Below are 19,745 nucleotides of genomic sequence, written 5' to 3' on the forward strand. Positions count from 1 at the left end.
TGCTATGAAATGCTGGCTCACCAGGCTGTTCTTAAGCCTATTGGCCATTCCCTGTGGCGCAAAATCACTCCAGGTTGCTGTCGGCCTGGCATTGCCGCCCTATGTGATCTCTGAGCAAAACCGTGGTTTTGAGCTCGATATCGTGCGCGAAGCGCTGGCTACCCAAGGACACACCATCACCCCAGTGTATGCGCCGTTTCGCCGCGTTCCTGAGTTGCTGCGCGAGCAGCAGGTCGATGCGGCGATCACTGTGACGGCGCAAACGGTGGATAACTCAGCGTTTTTGTCCACGCCCTATATTACTTATCGCAATGTTGCTGTGGCGCTGAGCAAACGTCAGCTGGTGCTACACAGCGTGTCACAGCTGGCCAGCTACAGCGTACTGGCGTTTCAGAACGCGCATCGCTATTTGGGCGCGGAGTTTCGCAACAGCGTGAAACAATCGCCGGATTATCAAGAAATAGCGCGCCAGTCGGCGCAGATCACCATGCTGTACGGCGAGCGGGTCGACGTTATCGTGCTCGACCACAACATCTTTCACTATTATCGCCAACAAGAGCAGCGGGTTCGCACCAATCAGGCTGTGGATATCTTTCCGCTGTTCGAACCCATCCACTACCAAATGGCGTTTCGTCAGCGTTCCTGGCGTGATGATTTTGATCGCGGTCTGCAGCAATTGCGGGCCACTGGCCGTTATCAACAGATTGTCGATCAGTATCTGCAGCCAGAGCAGGTTTCATTTTCCAATACAGAAACTGCCGAAAATCTCGCCCAATAGGTCATCGGCGCTGAACTCGCCGGTAATTTCGTTGAGCGCCTGCTGAGCCATGCGCAGGTCCTCAGCCAGCAGTTCACCCGCTGCCATGCCTTGCAGCTGTTCACGACCGGCTTGCAGCGCTGCGTTTGCACGCAACAACGCATCAATATGGCGACGGCGCGCCAGAAAGCCGCCTTCTGCGGCGGCGTCAAAGCCCATCACGGTTTTCAGGTGATCCCGTAAGATATCCACACCTTGCTGCAATTTGGCCGACAACGCCAAGGTCGGCATGTCGTTCTCGCTCGACAGAGCCGGTTGCAAACCTACTAAATCGGCCTTATTGCGAATCACCGTCAGGCGACCGGAGTTCCACAGCGTATCGGCCAGTTCATTGGACTGCTGCTGACCATCGTACAGGGCATGCAGCAACGTCAACGGCTCAGTTTCGTCGCTGCTGCTGTCCACCACTAACAACACCCGATCGGCTTGCTCTATTTCCGCCCAAGCGCGCTCGATACCGATACGTTCCACTTCGTCCGGTGCGTCGCGAAGGCCTGCGGTGTCGATAATGTGCAGCGGCATGCCATCGATGTGGATATGTTCTTTCAATACATCGCGGGTGGTACCGGCGATGTCAGTGACAATGGCGCGCTCTTGTCCGGCCAGTGCGTTCAACAGCGATGATTTGCCGGCGTTAGGACGGCCAGCAATCACCACATTCATGCCTTCACGCAGCAGCGAACCCTGATTGGCTTCGCGCAACACCGAAGCCAGCGCAGCTTCGACCTCTGCCAGCATGGCTTCAACCTTACCGTCAGACAGGAAGTCGATCTCTTCTTCGGGAAAATCAATCGCCGCTTCAACGTACACACGCAGGTGAATCAACTGCTCCAATAAGCTGTGGATACGTTGTGAAAACTCACCTTGCAACGAACGCAAGGCACACCGCGCGGCTTGCTCTGAGGCTGAGTCGATCAGATCCGCGATGGCCTCGGCTTGGGCTAAATCCATCTTGTCGTTTAAGAACGCCCGCTCCGAGAACTCGCCCGGACGCGCCAACCGACAGCCCAATGCCACCACCTGCTGTAACAGCAAATCCAGCACCAAAGGGCCACCATGGCCTTGCAGCTCAAGTACATCTTCGCCGGTAAAGGAGTTTGGCCCAGGAAAGAATAGGGCGATGCCTTCGTCCAGAACCTCACCATTGACCGCTTTAAACGGGCCGTAATGGGCGTACCTGGGCTTAGGAGTAAGTCCTAGCACCTTATCGGCCACGGTTAAGGCCAGCGCCCCTGAGATGCGAATGATGCCGACACCGCCGCGCCCCGGAGCCGTCGCGATGGCTGCAATGGAATCGTGATGAAGGTTGCTCGTCATATCAGGTCCACAGGCTGAAAAGCCGCCATTGTAGCGCAGACCAAGTAGAGATGGGGATGCAGGGAAGGGAGAGCTGGCCCTGCGGTTGCAGGGCCAGTGACGTTAAACGTCTTTGTCGATTTGCTTATTGATGTAGTACTGCTGCGCGATCGACAGAATGTTATTCACCACCCAGTACAGTACCAGTCCCGCCGGGAACCAGAGGAAGAAAATGGTGAAGATAATCGGCATAAACTGCATCACTCGCGCTTGCATTGGATCTTGCGGCGCAGGGTTCAGTTTCATCTGAAAGAACATGGAAGCGCCCATGATCAGTGGCAAAATGAAGTACGGATCTTTGATCGACATGTCTTCAATCCACAAGAAGAACGGCGCCTGGCGCAGTTCCACCGACTCCATCAGTACCCAGTACAGAGCGATGAACACCGGCATCTGAATCAGAATCGGCAAGCATCCACCCATTGGGTTGACCTTTTCATCGCGGTACAGCTTCATCATTTCCTGACCAAGCTTCTCGCGGTTGTCGCCGTATCTTTCTCTCATCTCCTGTATCTTTGGTGCAACTTTGCGCATGTTGGCCATCGAGCGATAGCTCATCGCCGATGGCTTAAAGAACAGTGCTTTGATACAGATGGTCAGCAGGATAATCGCCACACCCCAGTTACCCACCAGGCTATGGAAGAAGCTCAATAGCCAGAACAGCGGCTGAGCGATAAACCACAACCAGCCGTAATCGATGGTCAGGTCTAGGTGCTCTGCAATCTCTGCCAAACGGTTCTGATCCTTAGGACCAACGTACAGCTGAGCACCCACAGTGCCAGTTTCACCCGGTGCGACTTGTGTGGCTTCGCTGTAGAAACCAAACAGGTAATTGCCATTGGCAAAACGACCGTTGTAGGTGTGCGACTGCTCTTGATTTGGCACCCAAGCCGACAAGAAGTAGTGCTGCAACATGGCAGCCCAACCACCGGTTTCTACGCGCTTGTAAGCGCCGTCTTCCAGGTCGTCGAAGGAAACTTTTTCATAGTTGTTTTCGGATGTGGTCAGCGCTGCCCCCAAATAGGACTGCATGCCCATCTGGCTGCTTTGTGACGGATCACCTGAACCATCACGTTTTAGTTGTGCATAAAAGACACCCTGCCAGGTCTCAGCGGATGTATTGCGGATACGGTATTCAACATCGATCAGGTAGTCGCCGCGAGTAAAGGTGAAGACTTTTTCCACCACCGCTTTGTCGCTGGTATGGGTCAGCACCACTTGCAGTGTGTTCTGCTCGGCGTCCATCTCATAACGCGTGGCGTCGCTGGAGAACAGCGCTTGTCCGTTGGCGTCGATGCCGTCTTTGCCGAGCAGGCCGCTTTGCGCAACATAGGTACGGCGGCTATTGCGCTCCAGCAATACGAATGGCACATCTTTTTGCTCAATCGAAGCCGGGTAGGCAGGCAGCAGAACTTCAGCCACTTCGCCACCGAGCGGGTCGATGGTCAGCGTCAGCACATCGGTCTGCACCTGAATCAACTCTCCGCTGCTTTGCTCAGCCTCGACATCCGGCGCTGCGCTGGCCACCACCGGCGCATCACCCGTGGCACTGGCATCGCTGATGGCAGGTGTTTCCTGCTGCAATGACGGAGTTGCGGCAATTTGTTCATGAGCCAGCTCAGGCTGACTGGGATAGTCTTCATTCCATGCCAGGATCAGCATGTACGTACAAATGGCCAAGCCAATAAATATGATCGGACGGCGGATATCCATGATTAGGGTTTCCGTTGACAACAGTTGGAGGAATCGGACTCAGGTACTGGGTCATAACCGTGGTTGCCCCACGGATGACAACGCAGTAGGCGTTTCGCCGTTAAGCGCCCACCTTTCCACCATCCATACCGGCGAATGGCTTCATCGGCGTAACTGGAACATGTGGGGTAGTAGCGACAACGACTGGGAATCAGGGGACTGATGGCGTAGCGATAAAAGCGGATGAGCAGCAACAAACCATTAGCGACCGGACTTGGGGCGCGATTTTCGCTGGCCTGGAGCTCGTTTGCCATGGGTGGGACGCTTCAATCGGAACCAAAGGGCGTCAATCATCTCACGAATCTGCTGGTTGTCCAGTGCTACCAAGCTGCCTCGGCCCAGCACCACTAAATCCACCGCAGGCAGATCGTGTTGATGCAGACGAAACGACTCTCGCACCAATCGGCGAACCCGATTGCGAGCAACAGCGTGCTTGATCTGTTTTTTGGCTAACACAAAACCGAGGCGTGGATGACCAAGCTCGTTGTGAGTCGCCAGTACCAGCAGGTGAGGCGTGCTGCCGCGCAATTCGGTGTGATCAAATACCTGTTTGAATTCTGCCGGCTTCAGTAACCGAGAGCGACGAGAGAATTGGTTATCAGGCATTGATCAGCGGCAGCGTAACCAAGATTAAGCAGACAGTACGTGACGGCCTTTGGCGCGACGACGTGCCAATACCTGACGACCGTTTTTAGTAGCCATACGAGCACGGAAACCGTGAGTACGCTTGCGCTTCAGAACGCTTGGTTGAAATGTACGTTTCATAACAAAGTCACTCAGTTAAGAGAATTTAGCCATGGCCATGGTGCTATCGCTGAGCGATGAAACCGTGGCCAGAAAATTAAGGCCGGCAATTGTATGAGAAAGGACCAGTGAAGGCAATGACTGAATTTTGATCACTGCCCAGCATTGGCAGGCTGTGTTCTCCACTGTCCTGTGTATTGAATAAGTGAATAGTTAAGTGTGTTTTGAGAAAGGAAGGAGAAGTTCGTTATTTCTATTCTTAAGCACCACCGAATCTGTTGAAAACCATAAAAAACGCTTATTTATCAATGGCTTGGGTGATTTATAAGTCCTGTAGAAAGGCGGTATGAGCTGGGTGTTGCGTGCGTATAGATGGTGGATCAATTGCCCAGTTGTGCACATGCCGCTAAAGCCACAGCGAAGTCATGCACATTTATTCAGGAGTAGATGGCCATTCATTCACAGGCTTTCAGGCCAGTAGAGCAGTTTTTTCAGTAGGCTATGGTTGGCCTGTGGATAACCTGAGTGGCATACAGTAGAATGGCGGGCCGTTTGGGCATACTTATTAACCGTTTCTGAGGTAGTCGTGACCGCTTTGTGGCAAGAATGTCTGGGACAACTGCAGCACGAGTTGCCGGCGCAACAGTACAACACCTGGATTCGTCCATTGGTGGTGAGCAGCGAAGAAGGTCAGTTGGTGCTCAGTGCGCCCAACCGTTTCGTCAAAGACTGGGTAAAGGACAAATACCTGCAACGTATTCAGGAGATTTTGTCTGAACTTAACGGCGGGCGTATCACCCACGTTGAGTTGGCTGTGGGCGAGTCACAACCCATGTTTCGCCCGCAGGCCAGTAAACGGCCGACGTCGCCACCGCCGAGGCCTGCCCCGCGTTCCAACAGCCAAGCCAGTTACGGCTTTGCCGCGCCGCCAACCAGCGCACCACTGCAAGGTGAGTTGCTCGACGATACACCGGATTTGCATCCACCTGCAGCAGTACGCCAAAGCCGACCCGAGCCAGCTGTGCAGCAGCCGAGCCGCCCTCGTGAGCGCAATGTGCAGGTTGAGGGTGGTTTAAAGCACCAGAGCTTTCTGAATGAAACCTTTACCTTCGATACCTTTGTTGAAGGTAAAAGTAACCAGCTGGCGCACGCCGCAGCGCGCCAAGTGGCTGAAAATGCTGGCGGTTCTTACAACCCACTATTTATATATGGTGGTGTTGGCCTGGGTAAAACCCACTTGATGCACGCTGTGGGTAACTATCTGCAAAAGAAAAATGGCAACGCCAAAGTGCTGTATGTGCACTCCGAGCGTTTTGTGCAGGACATGGTCAAGGCGCTGCAATTGAATGCCATCAATGAGTTCAAGCGCTTTTACCGCGGTTTGGACGCACTGCTGATCGATGATATTCAGTTTTTTGCTGGCAAAGAGCGCTCGCAGGAAGAGTTTTTCCACACCTTTAATGCCCTGTTAGAAGGTGGTCAGCAGATGATTTTGACCTGCGACCGCTACCCCAAGGAGATTAACGGCTTAGAAGAGCGGCTGAAAAGTCGTTTTGGTTGGGGGCTAACGGTTGCTGTCGAGCCACCAGAGCTGGAAACTCGAGTTGCCATTTTGATGAAAAAAGCGGAGCAGACCGGTGTGCACTTGCCAGACGATGCCGCTTTTTTTATTGCTCAGAAAATTCGCTCCAATGTGCGTGAGCTCGAGGGAGCACTGAAACGGGTGGTGGCGAACTCCCATTTTACTGGCAGTGAAATCACCCTACCCTTTATTAAAGAGTCGCTGAAAGACTTGTTGGCACTGCAGGATAAGCAGGTCAGCGTCGACAATATTCAGCGCACGGTGGCCGAGTATTACAAAATCAAACTCTCTGATTTACTATCTAAGCGCCGCACCCGCTCTATCGCCCGCCCGCGTCAGGTAGCGATGGCATTGAGTAAAGAACTGACCAATCACAGCTTGCCAGAAATTGGCGATGCATTTGGTGGTCGAGACCACACGACAGTGCTGCACGCATGTCGTAAAATTAAAGAATTGCAGGAATCCAGCGCAGACATTCGGGAAGATTACAAAAACCTGTTGCGCTCACTGACAACCTAGACAGAGTGGAGAACCATGAAATTCGTTATCTCTAGGGAAGCCCTTCTTCGGCCATTGCAGCTGGTTGCGGGTGTGGTGGAAAAACGCCAAACGCTGCCAGTGCTGTCGAACGTGCTGCTGGAGGTTCAAGGTCAGCAATTAGCGATGACGGGTACCGACCTGGAAGTTGAGCTAATTGGTCGAGTGACGCTGGATGAGGTAGGCCAGGAAGGTGAGATTACGGTACCAGCGAAAAAGCTGATGGATATTTGCCGTACATTGCCGGATGGGGCTCAGATCGAAGTGGAGCAAGACGGTCAACGCGTCAATGTCCGCTCGGGGCGTTCTCGCTTTACCTTATCCACACTGGCCGCTACTGAATTTCCAAACGTAGAAAACATCACCGAAGCGCATCAATCCTTCAGCCTGGAGCAAGGCAAGTTGCGTCGTGTCATCGACCGCGTGAGCTTTGCCATGGCGCAGCAGGATGTGCGTTATTATCTCAATGGCATGCTGTTTGAGGTGTCTGCCAATCAGTTGCGCACCGTAGCAACGGACGGTCACCGACTGGCGACGGCATTGGTCGACATTACCGGTCTGGATTCGACTCAGCAGATCATTGTCCCGCGCAAAGGTGTGCTGGAAATGGCTAAGCTGATGACCGACCCAGAAGCCAGCGTGGAAGTGATTGTTAGCACCAACCATTTGCGCTTATCCACCGATGCATTCACCTTTACCACCAAACTGGTGGACGGCAAGTTCCCAGATTACGGACGCGTTATTCCCAAAAATGGCAGCAACGTGCTGCTGGCAGATCGCCAAGAGCTGCGCCAGGTATTCCAGCGCACGGCCATTTTGTCGAATGAAAAGTACCGTGGTGTGCGCCTGGTATTGGATAACGACCTGGTGAAGGTGTTTGCCAACAACCCGGAACAGGAAGAAGCCGAAGAATCTCTGGCGGTCGACTACCAGGGTGCGCAAATGGAAATCGGCTTTAACGTATCCTATTTGCAGGATGTGATGGCGGTATTGGGGACTGAACAGGTCAAACTGACCTTAGGCGATGCCAACTCCAGTGCTTTGCTGGAAGAGCCAGAAAGTGGCGATGCCTTGTACGTCGTCATGCCTATGCGACTGTAGTTTTTCTTCTATATGCCCATTCGGCAACTCAGTGTCAGCGGCGTACGCAATTTGCAGCCGCTGACGCTCACTCCTCATCCCTATATTAACTTTCTGTACGGTGACAACGGCTCTGGAAAATCCAGCGTGCTGGAATCCATTGCGCTAATGGCGTCCGGAAAGTCGTTTCGTACCTCACAGTTTAAGTTTGTATTGAGTCAACAAGCTGAGCGCATGGAGCTGTCTCTGTGCATTGATGACGAGAACTTGGGAGAAGCAGAGCTGCACAGCTTACGCCTGAAAACCGGCGACCAGCTGTTGAAAATCAATGGTTCTGTACTAACGTCGCAAGCGGAAGCCGCCCACTGGTTGCCGGTGCAAGTGATTGAACCCAATACCTTCAGACTGTTGTCCGGCTCGCCGGAAGAGCGCCGCCAGTTTATCGATTGGGGTGTGTTCCACGTGGAACATGAGTTTATGGATCACTGGAAGACGTTTCGAAAGCAGCTGAAGCAACGCAACGCGGTATTGAAACAGAAAGAACAGCAATGGCTCGAGGTTTGGAACCCCGGATTTATTGAAAGCTCCGAAGCCATTGATGCCCAGCGACAGTCTTACCTTAAGCGCTTTAAACCCGAGTTTGATGCAGCTCTGGCGCAACTGGATGAGACACTTGAGGTTGAGCTGGCCTACTACCGTGGTTGGGAAAAGGACACCGACCTAGCCTCTGTGCTTGAGCGACAGCAAGAACGTGATCTCGCTATTGGTTACACCCAGTCTGGTCCACACCGTGCAGAGCTGCGCATCAAGTGTGGCAAGCAGCCTGCGGTGGAGATTTTGTCGCGTGGACAACAGAAAACTGTGGTCGCTGCACTGAAGGTTGCGCAGGGCAGTTTGTTCCAAAAAGAGAGCGATCGACGCACCATTTACTTGGTCGATGACTTGGCTTCTGAGTTGGATGAAAAGCATCGTTTTGCTTTATGCAAACTGCTGGAAGACTTAAAATGTCAGGTCTTTATCACCAGTATCGATAAAGAAAAGTTAACGGACATCTGGCGTCCGACGGCCAGCAAAGTGTTCCACGTGGAACACGGTGTTGTCACGGAAATAGACCATGCCTTGCCAGCGGCCAGCACAACTCACGATTGATCTTCTATAACGCGGCTGCGTTGCAGAGGTACACCGAATAAAGAGGAACACCGAATGAGTGAGCAGAGTTACGACTCATCCAGTATTAAAGTCCTAAAAGGACTGGATGCCGTGCGCAAGCGGCCAGGAATGTACATCGGCGACACTGATGACGGCACTGGTTTGCACCACATGGTATTCGAGGTGGTCGATAACTCCATCGACGAGGCGTTAGCAGGGCACTGCGACACCGTTGATGTGGTCATTCACCCGGACAACTCGATTTCAGTCTCGGATAATGGTCGTGGCATTCCAACCGAGCTGCACCCAGAAGAGGGCGTGTCTGCGGCGGAGGTGATTCTGACCGTACTGCACGCGGGCGGCAAGTTTGACGACAATTCCTACAAGGTGTCTGGTGGTCTGCACGGGGTGGGCGTCTCGGTGGTGAATGCATTGTCGGAGAAACTGACGTTGACCATTCGCCGTGACGGCAAAGTGTTTGAGCAAGAATACACCCACGGTGTGCCAGATTATCCGTTGAAGGAAGTGGGCACGACCGACAGCACTGGCACCATGGTGACCTTCTTACCGTCGAAAGAAACCTTTACTAAGACCGAGTTCTCCTACGATTACCTGGCTAAGCGTCTACGTGAGCTGTCGTTCTTGAATTCTGGCGTGCGCATTCATCTGAAAGATGAGCGGGTCGCGGATAAAGAAGACGTGTTCGAGTTTGAAGGCGGTCTGGCTTCGTTTGTCGATTTCCTCAACGAGGGTAAAACGGCACTGAATGAAGTCTTTCACTTCAATGCCGAGCGTGAAGATGGCATCGCCGTGGAAGTGGCGATGCAGTGGAACGACAGCTTCCAGGAAAACATTTTCTGCTACACCAATAACATTCCACAGCGCGACGGTGGTACCCATTTGGCGGGTTTCCGCGCCGCGCTGACGCGTACGCTGAATTCTTACATTACTCAGGAAGGCCTGGATAAAAAGAACAAGGTAGCGACCACTGGCGATGATGCACGTGAAGGCCTGACGGCGATTATTTCGGTCAAAGTGCCTGATCCTAAGTTCAGCTCACAGACCAAAGACAAGCTGGTGTCGTCAGAAGTAAAACCAGCCGTCGAGCAGGAAATGGGGCGCTTATTCCAGGAATACCTGCTGGAAAATCCACAAGCTGCGAAAGAGCTGGTGGGTAAGATGATCGACGCTGCTCGAGCTCGCGAAGCTGCGCGGAAAGCGCGTGAAATGACGCGTCGTAAAGGTGCTCTGGATATCGCAGGCTTGCCGGGCAAGCTGGCTGACTGCCAGGAAAAAGATCCGGCGCTGTCTGAAATTTACCTAGTGGAGGGTGACTCGGCCGGCGGTTCTGCCAAACAAGGCCGAGACCGTCGTACCCAGGCCATTTTGCCGCTTAAAGGTAAGATCCTGAACGTCGAAAAAGCACGCTTCGACAAGATGCTGTCTTCGGCAGAAGTCGGCACTCTGATTACCGCATTGGGTTGTGGTATCGGGCGTGAAGAGTTTAATCCAGATAAGCTGCGCTATCACAGCATCATCATCATGACGGATGCCGACGTCGACGGCGCACACATTCGTACCTTGCTGTTGACCTTCTTCTTCCGTCAAATGCCGGAAATTATTGAGCGTGGCCATGTCTTTATCGCGCAGCCACCGCTGTACAAAATTAAGCGTGGTAAGCACGAGCAGTACATCAAAGACGAAGACGCGTTAGAAAGCTATCTAACACACGTTGCACTGGAGAAATCCAGCCTACACCCTTCCGTCGATGCACCGGCGATCAGTGACGAGGCCCTGGCACAACTGGTGGCAGACTACCGCGAAACACAAGATGTGATTCGCCGCCGTGGCAACTTAGTACCGGTGCACGTTTTGCACGAGATGTTGAGCCTGCCGCGCCTGACCGCCGAAGACATGGCGGATATGACCAAGGTACTGAGCTGGACAGAAGCGTTGAATGAGCGCCTGCCGGAAGCTGGTCGTTCAGGTAGCATGTTCCATGTGGAACCGCACCAGGACGAAGAACGCGGTATTCACAATGTGCTGGTTAAAGTTGTTACCCACGGCATTGCCAAAGAGCACATCCTCGATCAGGAATTCTTCAAAGGCGACGGCTATAAGCGTATTGCTGATATGAGTGAGCGTTTGTCGAACCTGTTGGATGAGGGTGCGTACATCCAACGTGGTGAACGTCGCCATGAAATTGATGATTTCTGGGATGCGGTTCAGTGGCTGCTGCACGAAGCGCAGAAAGGCTTCAATATTCAGCGCTATAAAGGACTTGGTGAGATGAACCCAGATCAGCTATGGGAAACCACCATGGACCCTGAAGCGCGTCGTATGCTGCGTGTCAGCATTGAAGACGCTATTGCCGCTGACAAGATGTTCAATACCCTAATGGGGGATGACGTGGAACCGCGTCGTGCCTTTATCGAAGCCAATGCGCTGAATGTAGCGAACTTGGATTTCTGATCGGATTGGCGATTTCAAATTAAAAAAGGGAGCCTCGGCTCCCTTTTTTATTAACACGTTATTCCCTTTGCTTAGCTTTGTTTCTCAGCCGCAATCACGCTGATCTCTACTAACAGCTCTTCGCGCGCCATCGAGGCTTCGACACAGGCACGTGCAGGGGCATGACCCTCTGGTACCCAGGCATCCCACACCGCATTCATGGCAGCAAAGTCGTCCATGGTTTTGACGTATATGGTGGCTGACAGCATATGCTCACGGTCACTACCGGCCTCTAGCAGCAGCTCGTCTACCTTGTCGAGCATGGTTTGTGTTTGCTCGCTGATGTCCTGATCCGGTTTTCCGGTGGTTTCGTTGCGCGTCACGTCTTTGCCAACCTGTCCGCACAGATAAATCACACCATTGTGTTTAACAATGCGGCTCATGCGGGTTTTGGTGTGCTGACGAGTAATTTGGCTCATAACTGGTTTCCTTATAGGGTCCGATATTGGCGTTATCATAACTCAGCGCTGTTGTGACAGGGATCGCCAAACCAGTTCGACTCCGTAGCGCTTATTGGGTGATGTTTATGGCAGCGAAGCGGCCTCGCGCGACAAACTGCCGTAGGAGTGTGAACCCCGAGAAATGGCACCAAATTATGCAAAGGCTGTCTGAATCCTGCGCATTAAGCACATATGCAGCCATTAACTTTTTATATGAGGACATTCCATGGCGCTGGAAACCTGGTTGGCTTTTCTATTGGCATCGATATTGATATCCATCTCTCCTGGAGCCGGTGCGGTAAACACCATGAGCAATGGTCTGCGCTATGGGATCAGCGGCAGCATGCCTGCGATCTTAGGCCTGCAACTGGGCTACCTTGCCCAGATTGTATTGGTCGGTATTGGCTTAGGTGCTTTGTTAGCGACCTCGCAATGGGCGTTTGAGCTGGTGAGGTGGTTTGGGGTCGCGTATTTGGTATGGCTGGGCTACCAGAAGTGGACACAACCGCTGCTCGACATGAGCACGGCTGATGCCCAACAAAGCAATAAATCGCAGCAGTTCTGGCAAGCGGCTGTGGTGAATATCAGTAACCCAAAGGCGACGGTGTTTCTATTGGCTCTGTTCCCACAATTTGCAAACCCAAATGCCAGCCACCCAGCAGAGCAATATCTGCTGATGGGCAGCACCTTGGTGGTGGTGGATATCATCGTGATGATCGGCTTTGCAGGTTTGGCTGCGCAATTGAAACGCTGGATGAACAGCGATGCACACCAGCGTTTGCAAAACCGCATATTTGGCGGCCTGTTTATCGGCGCAGCAGGCGCCATGGCCAGCTACCACAGAGGCTAGGGCCTGTTAACAAGCCCTCACACTGCGGTAGCGGACGCCTTACCAGGCCAGCGTCTGGCTGTCTTTGCCGAGTACATAATGGAACTGATCATCCGCAGGCATGGCCACTGCCCGAATCGGCTCAGCGCCAAAGTAGGGCAGCTCAAAGTTATGCTCCACCCCTTTACGCACCGACCAACAACTGCGCTGCACTGACAAACAGCCAGGCTGGCGCTCGAGTAGTGATGTTTTCAAATCTAACGCTCGTCCGATTGGTGTTTCGCTGGACTGATCACTCATGGGTAAGATCGGCGCTTCGATGGCGTTCAGCAATTTGGCGGAGCGACGTGATGTGAAGTGCAATGTCTGCCGGCGGGTATCGGCAGTGGCCAGAGCTTGCTGGGAAAACCCAGTACCGAGCAGCTGCTGATCGACGGTCCATAAACGCAGGGCATTGCTGTTGTCGATCAGTGTTAGCCACTGTTGCGGTTCAAACTGACCGTCCATTGGTAGCGCTGAGCGGTACACGCTGAGCAGCTGCTGCGGGTGCGCGATGATGGTCTGGGCACTGCTGTCGAGTGCAGTGCTGGTTAGCTCCAGAGGCAGCCCTGGCAACAGCACACTCAAGGCATGTAACTGCGCACCATCGTTACTGGAGCTAGCCAGATACCAACGTTTATCCGTCGTTACCTTACTGGCGCTGTCGATGATACTGCCTGCATTTCCAATCGGTAGCGTTTTTGACAATGGGTAGGGCTGGGATGAGCTGTGCAAAGCAAAGACGCCAACCGCGCCTGTGTTGCCGCTGTCGCTGGGATATTGCCCCGCCACCAATAAATGTCCGAACTGCTCGGCGATCATATGGGTGGGATTTTGAAAGGCAAACGGAGAGGGCAGCTGTGCGTAGCCATGCAAACTGAGTTGCTGCTGCTGCCAGCGATAGCGATATATGCGATGACGTTCACCGTCCGAGAGCAGCAGGTGCAAGCTGTTGTTGCCTGCGCCCAGATCCAAAGTGGAGATGCCTTTAACATCGAGTATCAGGCACTGCGGGTCGGCGGGCGCCAGCGATTTGGTATTTAGGCTCAGCAGGTGAATTTTCAATCGAAACGGTAGCGTCTCATCGCGATGAAACCAAGTACATTCATCGGCTTCAGCATTGGCATCGTTGCCGTCGCCATTGCGTCGTGCCACGACTTCGGCGCTGGCAGTGACAATGTGGTCACCCACCTGCTGACTGGCGAACAATTCGCCTGGCACTTTAGCGCTGGCGATAGGCCTAGGATGGAGTGGGTCGGCCAGAGAAAAGGCCGTCATCCGGGTGGTAAAGATGGCTTTTTCACCGACATTTTGTAGCCGGTTGGAATACACCGAGACCAATTGCTGGTTGCTCAAGTACAGGTTGTGATCACCAGAGTTTACCTGCGTCAGCTGGATGCGATTCACTTCTTGAAAGTGCGCACCTTGGCGTTTTTGTATCGCCAGATCGACGGGAATGTTGCAAGCCAGATCGGGGCAATCGGCTAAGCCAGGTTCATCGGCCAGATACAGCCAGTCGCCGATACGAACAGCGCGATCATTGGCTACAGAGGGGAGTGTCAGTATTAAGCAGGCACTGACCAGCCATTGGGTAAATTTCATCATGAAATCCCTATGATTTGGTTGTCAGTCCTTGCGCGCTCTACTCTACGTTGGCCTATTCTGGGCGCAATACTCTTTACCGAGACTTCACACTTCGTTGTCGCCAACGAGTGGGGAGCAAATTGTGATAATGTCGCGCCTCGGTTACCGGGTGGGCTGGTAGCGTAAAAGGGGGATCAAAATGAACGCTGTTGTGGTGGCTGTGGTGCTGATGCTGGCTTTGAGTCTGGCGCGCTTGCACGTGATGCTGGCGATGATTATTGCTGCTTTTGTCGGCGGTTTAGTGGGAGGGCTGGATATATCTGCCACCCTCGACGCTTTTAACAAAGGCATTGGTGGTGGAGCGGGCATTGCTTTGAGCTATGCGTTATTGGGCGCCTTTGCCGTTGCTATTTCGATGTCTGGCCTACCACACCTATTGGCCGACAAGATTTTGCGTCGTATGGGGCGCGAAACCGGCGGTCGCGACAGTCGCTATCTGAAGAACGCATTAATGGCGCTGCTGTTGGTCGCGGCAGTATCGTCGCAAAACCTAATCCCCATTCACATTGCCTTTATTCCGATTCTGGTGCCGCCGCTGCTGTTGGTGATGGCTAAGTTACGGCTGGATCGGCGCCTGGTGGCCTGTGTTTTGACCTTTGGTTTAATCACGCCTTATATGTTTTTGCCGGTCGGCTTTGGCAACATCTATTTGCACGATATCTTGCTCGGTCGAGTGGCGGATGCAGGCCTCAACGTTGACGGCGTGTCTGTGGTCGGAGCCATGACTCTTCCGGCGCTGGGCATGCTGGCTGGTCTGGCGTTTGCGGCTGCCTTTACCTACCGCGCCAAGCGCGACTATGACGTGTCGTTAATCGAAGCCACCGAGCAGGTTGAGCGTGAATACAATGCTAAGTCGTTGTGGGTCGCGGGTGTTGCCATTGTGTTGGCCTTTGCCACGCAACTGTGGAGCGGTTCTATGGTGTTGGGTGCCATGGCTGGCTTTATGCTGTTTTCTGCCACCGGTGTGGTGCGCTGGAACGAGTCGGAAGGGGTGCTGGTCGACGGCATCAAGATGATGGCATCCATCGGCTTTATTATGATCGCTGCAGCTGGCTTTTCTGAGGTGCTCAAGACCACTGGCCATATCGATACCCTAGTGAACAGTGCTGCCAGCTGGTTGGATGACGACAAAGCACTGACGGCGTTTTTATTGCTGTTAGTGGGCCTGTTGTTAACCATGGGCATTGGCTCATCGTTTTCCACCATCCCAATCATCGCCGCCATTTATGTGCCTTTGTGCATGCAACTGGGCTTTAGCCCGATGGCGATTGTGGCGTTAATCGGTACGGCTGGTGCGCTGGGAGATGCCGGTTCTCCAGCGTCGGACTCGACCTTAGGGCCAACGGCCGGTTTGAATGCCGACGGTCAGCACAATCATATGCGCGATACTGTGATTCCCACCTTTATGCACTTTAACCTGCCGTTATTGGCGGCGGGTTGGCTGGCGGCCATGGTGCTGTAAAGCGCTGTGCGCCATGGATGAAAAAAAGCGCGAATGCGCAAATTGCGGTTAAGCCAGCTTGGCTGGCTTGCGTGACAATGGCGGCATCACTTTCTTTCAGGATGCAGTCATGACCAGCCCCGTTTCCATGGCGCTACAGCTAATCGAACAGGATCTGCTCTACCCATGGAGCTTGCAGGCATTGGCCAACGCCTGCCATTGCCATAGTACACACTTGGCGCGCGCCTTCTCTTATACCGTAGGTGTTGGCCCTATGAGCTATGTGCGAGCGCGGCGGCTGACTTGGGCGGCAGCCAGAGTCTTACAGGGAGAGGATGGGCTAGAGCTGGCGTTGCAGTTGGGATACCAGTCGCATCAAGCCTTTTGCCGTGCGTTTCGCCGCCAATGTGGAATGACCGCTACCGAGTTACGTCAGCACGGCAAACTGCCGCCCTCTCGCTGCACACAGGCGGTGGAGCTGGATGCTGAACCCAAGGCATACCCAATTCCTCAAGCACAGCTGACTTATTGGCCGAGACTACAATTGGCTGGGCTGAATGCTTCATTTGCACCAGAGCGGCGCTATGCCATCGCAGGGCTTTGGGCCGATTTTAGAAGGCAAAGCGCAGAGCTTGCTGCAGACGAATCCTTAGCGCACTCAGGTGCGTGTTTTGGTGTTGTTAGTGAGCGCTCACTTGGTGGTGAGCTGATGTATACCGCAGCCATAGCCGTGCATCGCCCACTTCCCAGTATTCACCCTAATTGGTGCCAATGGTCGCTGACTGCTGGCCAATATATGAGTTTTAAGCACATCGACTCGCCGCAACAGTTGGCGCCGTTCATGCGCAGCTTGTGGCAGGAGTGGTTACCCCAGGCAGGACAGCAGTGGCTGGCACAACAAGGACGACAGCTGTCTGAGCGTCCGTACTTCAGCCACATCTCACCGGGTGGTGAGATCTCGGTGCATATTCCAGTGGATTAAAAACGTTTGCCACTGCTGTCTGCGTTGACCATTTCGCCGCTAAACGGCTGTTGGGAGATATCATCCACGGTGTGATTGATCCAGTGTTCCACCTCGGTGTTTAACTCGGCGGTGCTTTTGCCATCACTTTCGATCACTGGGCTGATGACCACACGAATGCAGCCGGGGCGTTTGATCCAATGATTATTGGGCCAATACTCGCCTGAGTTATGCGCGACGGCAATCACAGCAGCACCAGTTTTATTTGCCAGCATGGCACCGCCTTTGGAAAATACTTTACGACGCCCGGGTGGCACCCGGGTGCCCTCAGGAAACACCAATACATGAATGCCATTGCCAAGGCGTTCACCGCCTTGTTGAATGACTTGTTTTAACGAGCTGGCTTTTTTAGAGCGATCAATAAAAATTGGGTGAATTAAATTCAATGCCCAACCAAATACCGGTAAATACAGCAGTTCCTTTTTTACCACTTGGACGTGAGGTGCCAAAATCAGCGGTAAAAAGAAGGTTTCCCAGGTACTTTGGTGTTTGCTCAGCAGTACGTATCCGCGACCATCGCTAGGAATATTGTCGCTGCCTTCCACCTGCCAACTCAGACCACAAATTACCTTGGCGCTGAACATAACAAGACGACAGTAAATTCCCATCACCCAGAAGTTGCGCGCTTTTAATGGTAAAAAAATACCGATGAAAAAACTCGGCAACGCCCACAATAAAGTGATGAGGATGAGTATCAGATAAAACAGCGCAGAACGACACGCATGCACCAGAGTCGGCGCTGACGCGATTGGCTGATGTGTACTGGCTTCTGGCCCCATCCTGACTCCGGGAACAATGGATACTAGGTCACTAGTTATACCACTGATACGCAATAAAGCCGTTGCCTAAGGGGCTAAAGAGTCTTTCTAAACGATCGTTTAAAAAGTTTTAGTGCGGTTGGTGTAGATACCAATCAACAAAAGTCGCCAAGTCATCAAATACCGGGCTATGGGCAATGCTGGCGTCATCGGCCAGTTTTTTCTCGCTCTGCGAGCCTTTGCCGGTGCGCACCAGTGCCGTCTGACAACCGGCGCTGTGACCGGCCTGCAAATCGCGCAGCGCATCGCCAACCATCCAGGCATTGTCGATATCCGCCTGGGATAGTTTTAGTGCCGTGCAGATTTGCTCAATTAACCCTGGCAAGGGTTTACGGCAATCACAGCAATCGTCCGGGCCATGGGGGCACCAGGCAATATGAGCAAACTGACCGCCATATTGGGCGGCCAGCTGACTCATTTTTTCATGCATGGCATCCAAATCGGCCTGGCCGAAATACCCACGCGCCAGCCCCGACTGATTGGTCGCCACCGCTACCGTTACACCAGCATCACACAAGCGTCCGACGGCTTCCGCGCTACCGTCGATGGCGATCCATTCCTCAACCGACTTTACGTAGGCATCGGAGTCCTGATTGAGTACGCCGTCGCGGTCGAGAATAATCAGTCGGGTCATTGGGGCTCCTGTTAAAAGCTGTCTCGGTACAGCAATTCTTTATTAGTTTCCAATGAGCCACTAACAGGCTTTCGGTAACCGTATTGCCAATTAAAACCGAAGTTATCGCTGTTGTAATCGAACATTGCCCACTCAGGAAAACCTGGTAAAGCGGTTAAGTCCACTAATGGGACATCGACTGACCCGCTATAGCCATTTGGCAGCATGATGATTTGTCCGAAGACATACTGGTCGTTGCCGGATTTGTAGTCGTAAGACACGCTGGCGTAGCCATGTGGCAAGGGTTCTGGAGGCTGGCCTAACGAGGGTATGGTTGCGGTCAGTTTATCTTGGCTGAAAGTAATATCGTCGCGGTTAAGGTCGGGCAACCAATACCAATTATATGGCTCACTCGCAGGTGTTCGTGTGCTTCTGACAAAAGCGCTGCCATCTTCAAAACGATAATGTTCTTCGTACCAGTCATCCTCCCTCATCATGCTTGCAGGAATGCGAAGAGACGAATGGGTATTCAGGTTTAATCTGATACGGGGAACAGAGTCCATGGTTCTATAAGTTAGGCTATAGCGTTCAATATCCTCGGTGGTTATATGCGTCGAGACTTCCTCCACGTCAGGAGCAGAAAAGTCGAGAGTGAGGGTATCGCCATCCTCAAGCTGAACATTGTCGCGACGTAGAGCGTAGTAGCGAGAATCGCGCTTGCCTATGGCTAGGTAACTTCGTGGGTTGCTGCGACTGCTAAGCTCTATTTCTTCAACCACACTGGTCGAACGGTTGTCATTAATATCCAATACATCTGTAACGAGTAGCTCGACGACTGCGGTGGAATCCGCACTTTGCACTGATACAAATCCACCGGAATCCGCAGAGGCATTGAACTGGCATAGACGCGATGTGGATGACTCTGACAGATATAAGGTTCGCATGTGGGTGTAATATCCGCTTTCACCATGCTTACAAACGAACAAGTACGTAATCTTATTGTTTTCATCCACTTCAAGCTGAACATTTGAGTCGCCAGTGAGCTGCAACCATTCATTGTCATCTTGCATAACAGCCAAGTAATGAGAGTCACCGCGCTCAAGCGTCATGGTTAGACCGCTATTTGAACTCTCGTTAGTGCCATCAATGGTATCGCTTTCTGTTGAGGAGCTATCGGAATCACCACCACCGCAGGCAGTCAAACCTACAGTCGCTGTTAGCATTACGAGTAATAGAGAGTTTTTATGCATAGAACTTTCCTTGTGATTATCCACTAAAAAATCCCCGCGTACCGCGGGGAGGGGCGTGAGAGCTTATCAGCTCAGATTAATTAAGGCGATATTTGCTCTGTCTACGAATGAGCAAAGTAAAC

Annotated in this window: 18 protein-coding genes; 8 read left to right on the forward strand and 10 right to left on the reverse strand. The window is 52.9% G+C overall.

Annotated features, from left to right (window positions below):
• The first annotated feature begins 4 nt into the window (after nucleotides 1-4).
• Nucleotides 5-778 carry a substrate-binding periplasmic protein gene (locus CHH28_RS04370; RefSeq protein WP_094059161.1) on the forward strand — a complete coding sequence of 258 codons (774 nt, stop codon included), beginning with the start codon at nucleotides 5-7 and terminating at the stop codon, nucleotides 776-778.
• Here CHH28_RS04370 and mnmE read toward each other — a convergent pair.
• From mnmE to rpmH, 5 genes are all read right to left on the reverse strand, one after another.
• A complete protein-coding gene (gene mnmE, locus CHH28_RS04375) occupies nucleotides 737-2,134 on the reverse strand; it encodes a tRNA uridine-5-carboxymethylaminomethyl(34) synthesis GTPase MnmE (RefSeq protein ID WP_094059162.1) in 1,398 nt (465 codons plus the stop codon). The two genes, CHH28_RS04370 and mnmE, sit on opposite strands and share 42 nt — an antisense overlap.
• 102 nt (nucleotides 2,135-2,236) lie before the next feature.
• Nucleotides 2,237-3,886: a membrane protein insertase YidC gene (gene yidC, locus CHH28_RS04380; RefSeq protein WP_094059163.1), complete on the reverse strand. Its 1,650-nt coding sequence runs from the start codon at nucleotides 3,884-3,886 to the stop codon at nucleotides 2,237-2,239.
• Nucleotides 3,887-3,888: 2 nt separating this feature from the next.
• Complete coding sequence (gene yidD / locus CHH28_RS04385; RefSeq protein ID WP_094059164.1) at nucleotides 3,889-4,179, reverse strand: membrane protein insertion efficiency factor YidD; 291 nt, start codon at nucleotides 4,177-4,179, stop codon at nucleotides 3,889-3,891.
• Nucleotides 4,127-4,531, reverse strand: coding sequence for a ribonuclease P protein component (rnpA, locus tag CHH28_RS04390; protein ID WP_094059165.1), 405 nt, complete (start codon nucleotides 4,529-4,531; stop codon nucleotides 4,127-4,129). The genes yidD and rnpA overlap by 53 nt, the downstream gene beginning before the upstream one ends.
• A 24-nt stretch (nucleotides 4,532-4,555) precedes the next feature.
• Entirely contained in the window at nucleotides 4,556-4,690 is a 135-nt protein-coding gene (gene rpmH / locus CHH28_RS04395; RefSeq protein WP_094059166.1) for a 50S ribosomal protein L34, read from the reverse strand.
• Between the two features lie 565 nt (nucleotides 4,691-5,255).
• Here rpmH and dnaA point away from each other — a divergent pair.
• Genes dnaA through gyrB form a run of 4 tightly spaced genes read left to right on the forward strand, consistent with a single transcriptional unit; the run spans nucleotide 5,256 to nucleotide 11,489 of the window.
• The gene (gene dnaA / locus CHH28_RS04400; protein ID WP_094059167.1) at nucleotides 5,256-6,770 is read left to right on the forward strand and encodes a chromosomal replication initiator protein DnaA; all 1,515 of its coding nucleotides are present in this window, start codon (nucleotides 5,256-5,258) and stop codon (nucleotides 6,768-6,770) included.
• A 15-nt stretch (nucleotides 6,771-6,785) separates the two neighbouring features.
• Nucleotides 6,786-7,889 (forward strand): DNA polymerase III subunit beta, encoded by a 1,104-nt coding sequence (gene dnaN / locus CHH28_RS04405; protein ID WP_094059168.1) that lies wholly within the window; start codon nucleotides 6,786-6,788, stop codon nucleotides 7,887-7,889.
• A gap of 12 nt (nucleotides 7,890-7,901) precedes the next feature.
• On the forward strand, nucleotides 7,902-9,017 hold the full coding sequence (gene recF, locus CHH28_RS04410) for a DNA replication/repair protein RecF (RefSeq protein ID WP_094059169.1): 1,116 nt from the start codon (nucleotides 7,902-7,904) through the stop codon (nucleotides 9,015-9,017).
• Nucleotides 9,018-9,071: 54 nt separating this feature from the next.
• Entirely contained in the window at nucleotides 9,072-11,489 is a 2,418-nt protein-coding gene (gyrB, locus tag CHH28_RS04415) for a DNA topoisomerase (ATP-hydrolyzing) subunit B (RefSeq protein WP_094059170.1), read from the forward strand.
• A 71-nt stretch (nucleotides 11,490-11,560) separates the two neighbouring features.
• Here gyrB and CHH28_RS04420 read toward each other — a convergent pair whose 3' ends face one another.
• Complete coding sequence (locus CHH28_RS04420) at nucleotides 11,561-11,947, reverse strand: RidA family protein (RefSeq protein WP_094059171.1); 387 nt, start codon at nucleotides 11,945-11,947, stop codon at nucleotides 11,561-11,563.
• 247 nt (nucleotides 11,948-12,194) lie between these two features.
• On the opposite strand from CHH28_RS04420, the gene rhtB reads away from it, so the two are divergent.
• Complete coding sequence (rhtB, locus tag CHH28_RS04425; protein WP_094059172.1) at nucleotides 12,195-12,818, forward strand: homoserine/homoserine lactone efflux protein; 624 nt, start codon at nucleotides 12,195-12,197, stop codon at nucleotides 12,816-12,818.
• Nucleotides 12,819-12,857: 39 nt separating this feature from the next.
• Here the strand turns inward: rhtB and CHH28_RS04430 are convergent, their stop codons facing one another.
• Nucleotides 12,858-14,441, reverse strand: coding sequence for a hypothetical protein (locus tag CHH28_RS04430; RefSeq protein WP_157729775.1), 1,584 nt, complete (start codon nucleotides 14,439-14,441; stop codon nucleotides 12,858-12,860).
• A gap of 178 nt (nucleotides 14,442-14,619) precedes the next feature.
• Between CHH28_RS04430 and CHH28_RS04435 the strand changes: the two genes are divergently transcribed.
• On the forward strand, nucleotides 14,620-15,942 hold the full coding sequence (locus CHH28_RS04435; RefSeq protein WP_094059174.1) for a Na+/H+ antiporter family protein: 1,323 nt from the start codon (nucleotides 14,620-14,622) through the stop codon (nucleotides 15,940-15,942).
• A 109-nt stretch (nucleotides 15,943-16,051) separates the two neighbouring features.
• Nucleotides 16,052-16,903, forward strand: a complete 852-nt coding sequence (locus tag CHH28_RS04440; protein ID WP_157729776.1) for an AraC family transcriptional regulator — start codon at nucleotides 16,052-16,054, stop codon at nucleotides 16,901-16,903.
• Here the strand turns inward: CHH28_RS04440 and CHH28_RS04445 are convergent.
• The 3 genes from CHH28_RS04445 to CHH28_RS04455 all read right to left on the reverse strand — a co-directional run bounded on the left by CHH28_RS04445 (nucleotide 16,900) and on the right by CHH28_RS04455 (nucleotide 19,623).
• On the reverse strand, nucleotides 16,900-17,721 hold the full coding sequence (locus CHH28_RS04445; RefSeq protein ID WP_094059176.1) for a lysophospholipid acyltransferase family protein: 822 nt from the start codon (nucleotides 17,719-17,721) through the stop codon (nucleotides 16,900-16,902). The two genes, CHH28_RS04440 and CHH28_RS04445, sit on opposite strands and share 4 nt — an antisense overlap.
• A 109-nt stretch (nucleotides 17,722-17,830) precedes the next feature.
• Nucleotides 17,831-18,394, reverse strand: coding sequence for a D-glycero-beta-D-manno-heptose 1,7-bisphosphate 7-phosphatase (gene gmhB / locus CHH28_RS04450; RefSeq protein WP_094059177.1), 564 nt, complete (start codon nucleotides 18,392-18,394; stop codon nucleotides 17,831-17,833).
• Between the two features lie 11 nt (nucleotides 18,395-18,405).
• Complete coding sequence (locus CHH28_RS04455) at nucleotides 18,406-19,623, reverse strand: hypothetical protein (protein ID WP_094059178.1); 1,218 nt, start codon at nucleotides 19,621-19,623, stop codon at nucleotides 18,406-18,408.
• Nucleotides 19,624-19,745 lie beyond the last annotated feature (122 nt).

The sequence above is a fragment of the Bacterioplanes sanyensis genome (assembly GCF_002237535.1).
Classification (GTDB): domain Bacteria; phylum Pseudomonadota; class Gammaproteobacteria; order Pseudomonadales; family Oceanobacteraceae; genus Bacterioplanes; species Bacterioplanes sanyensis_A.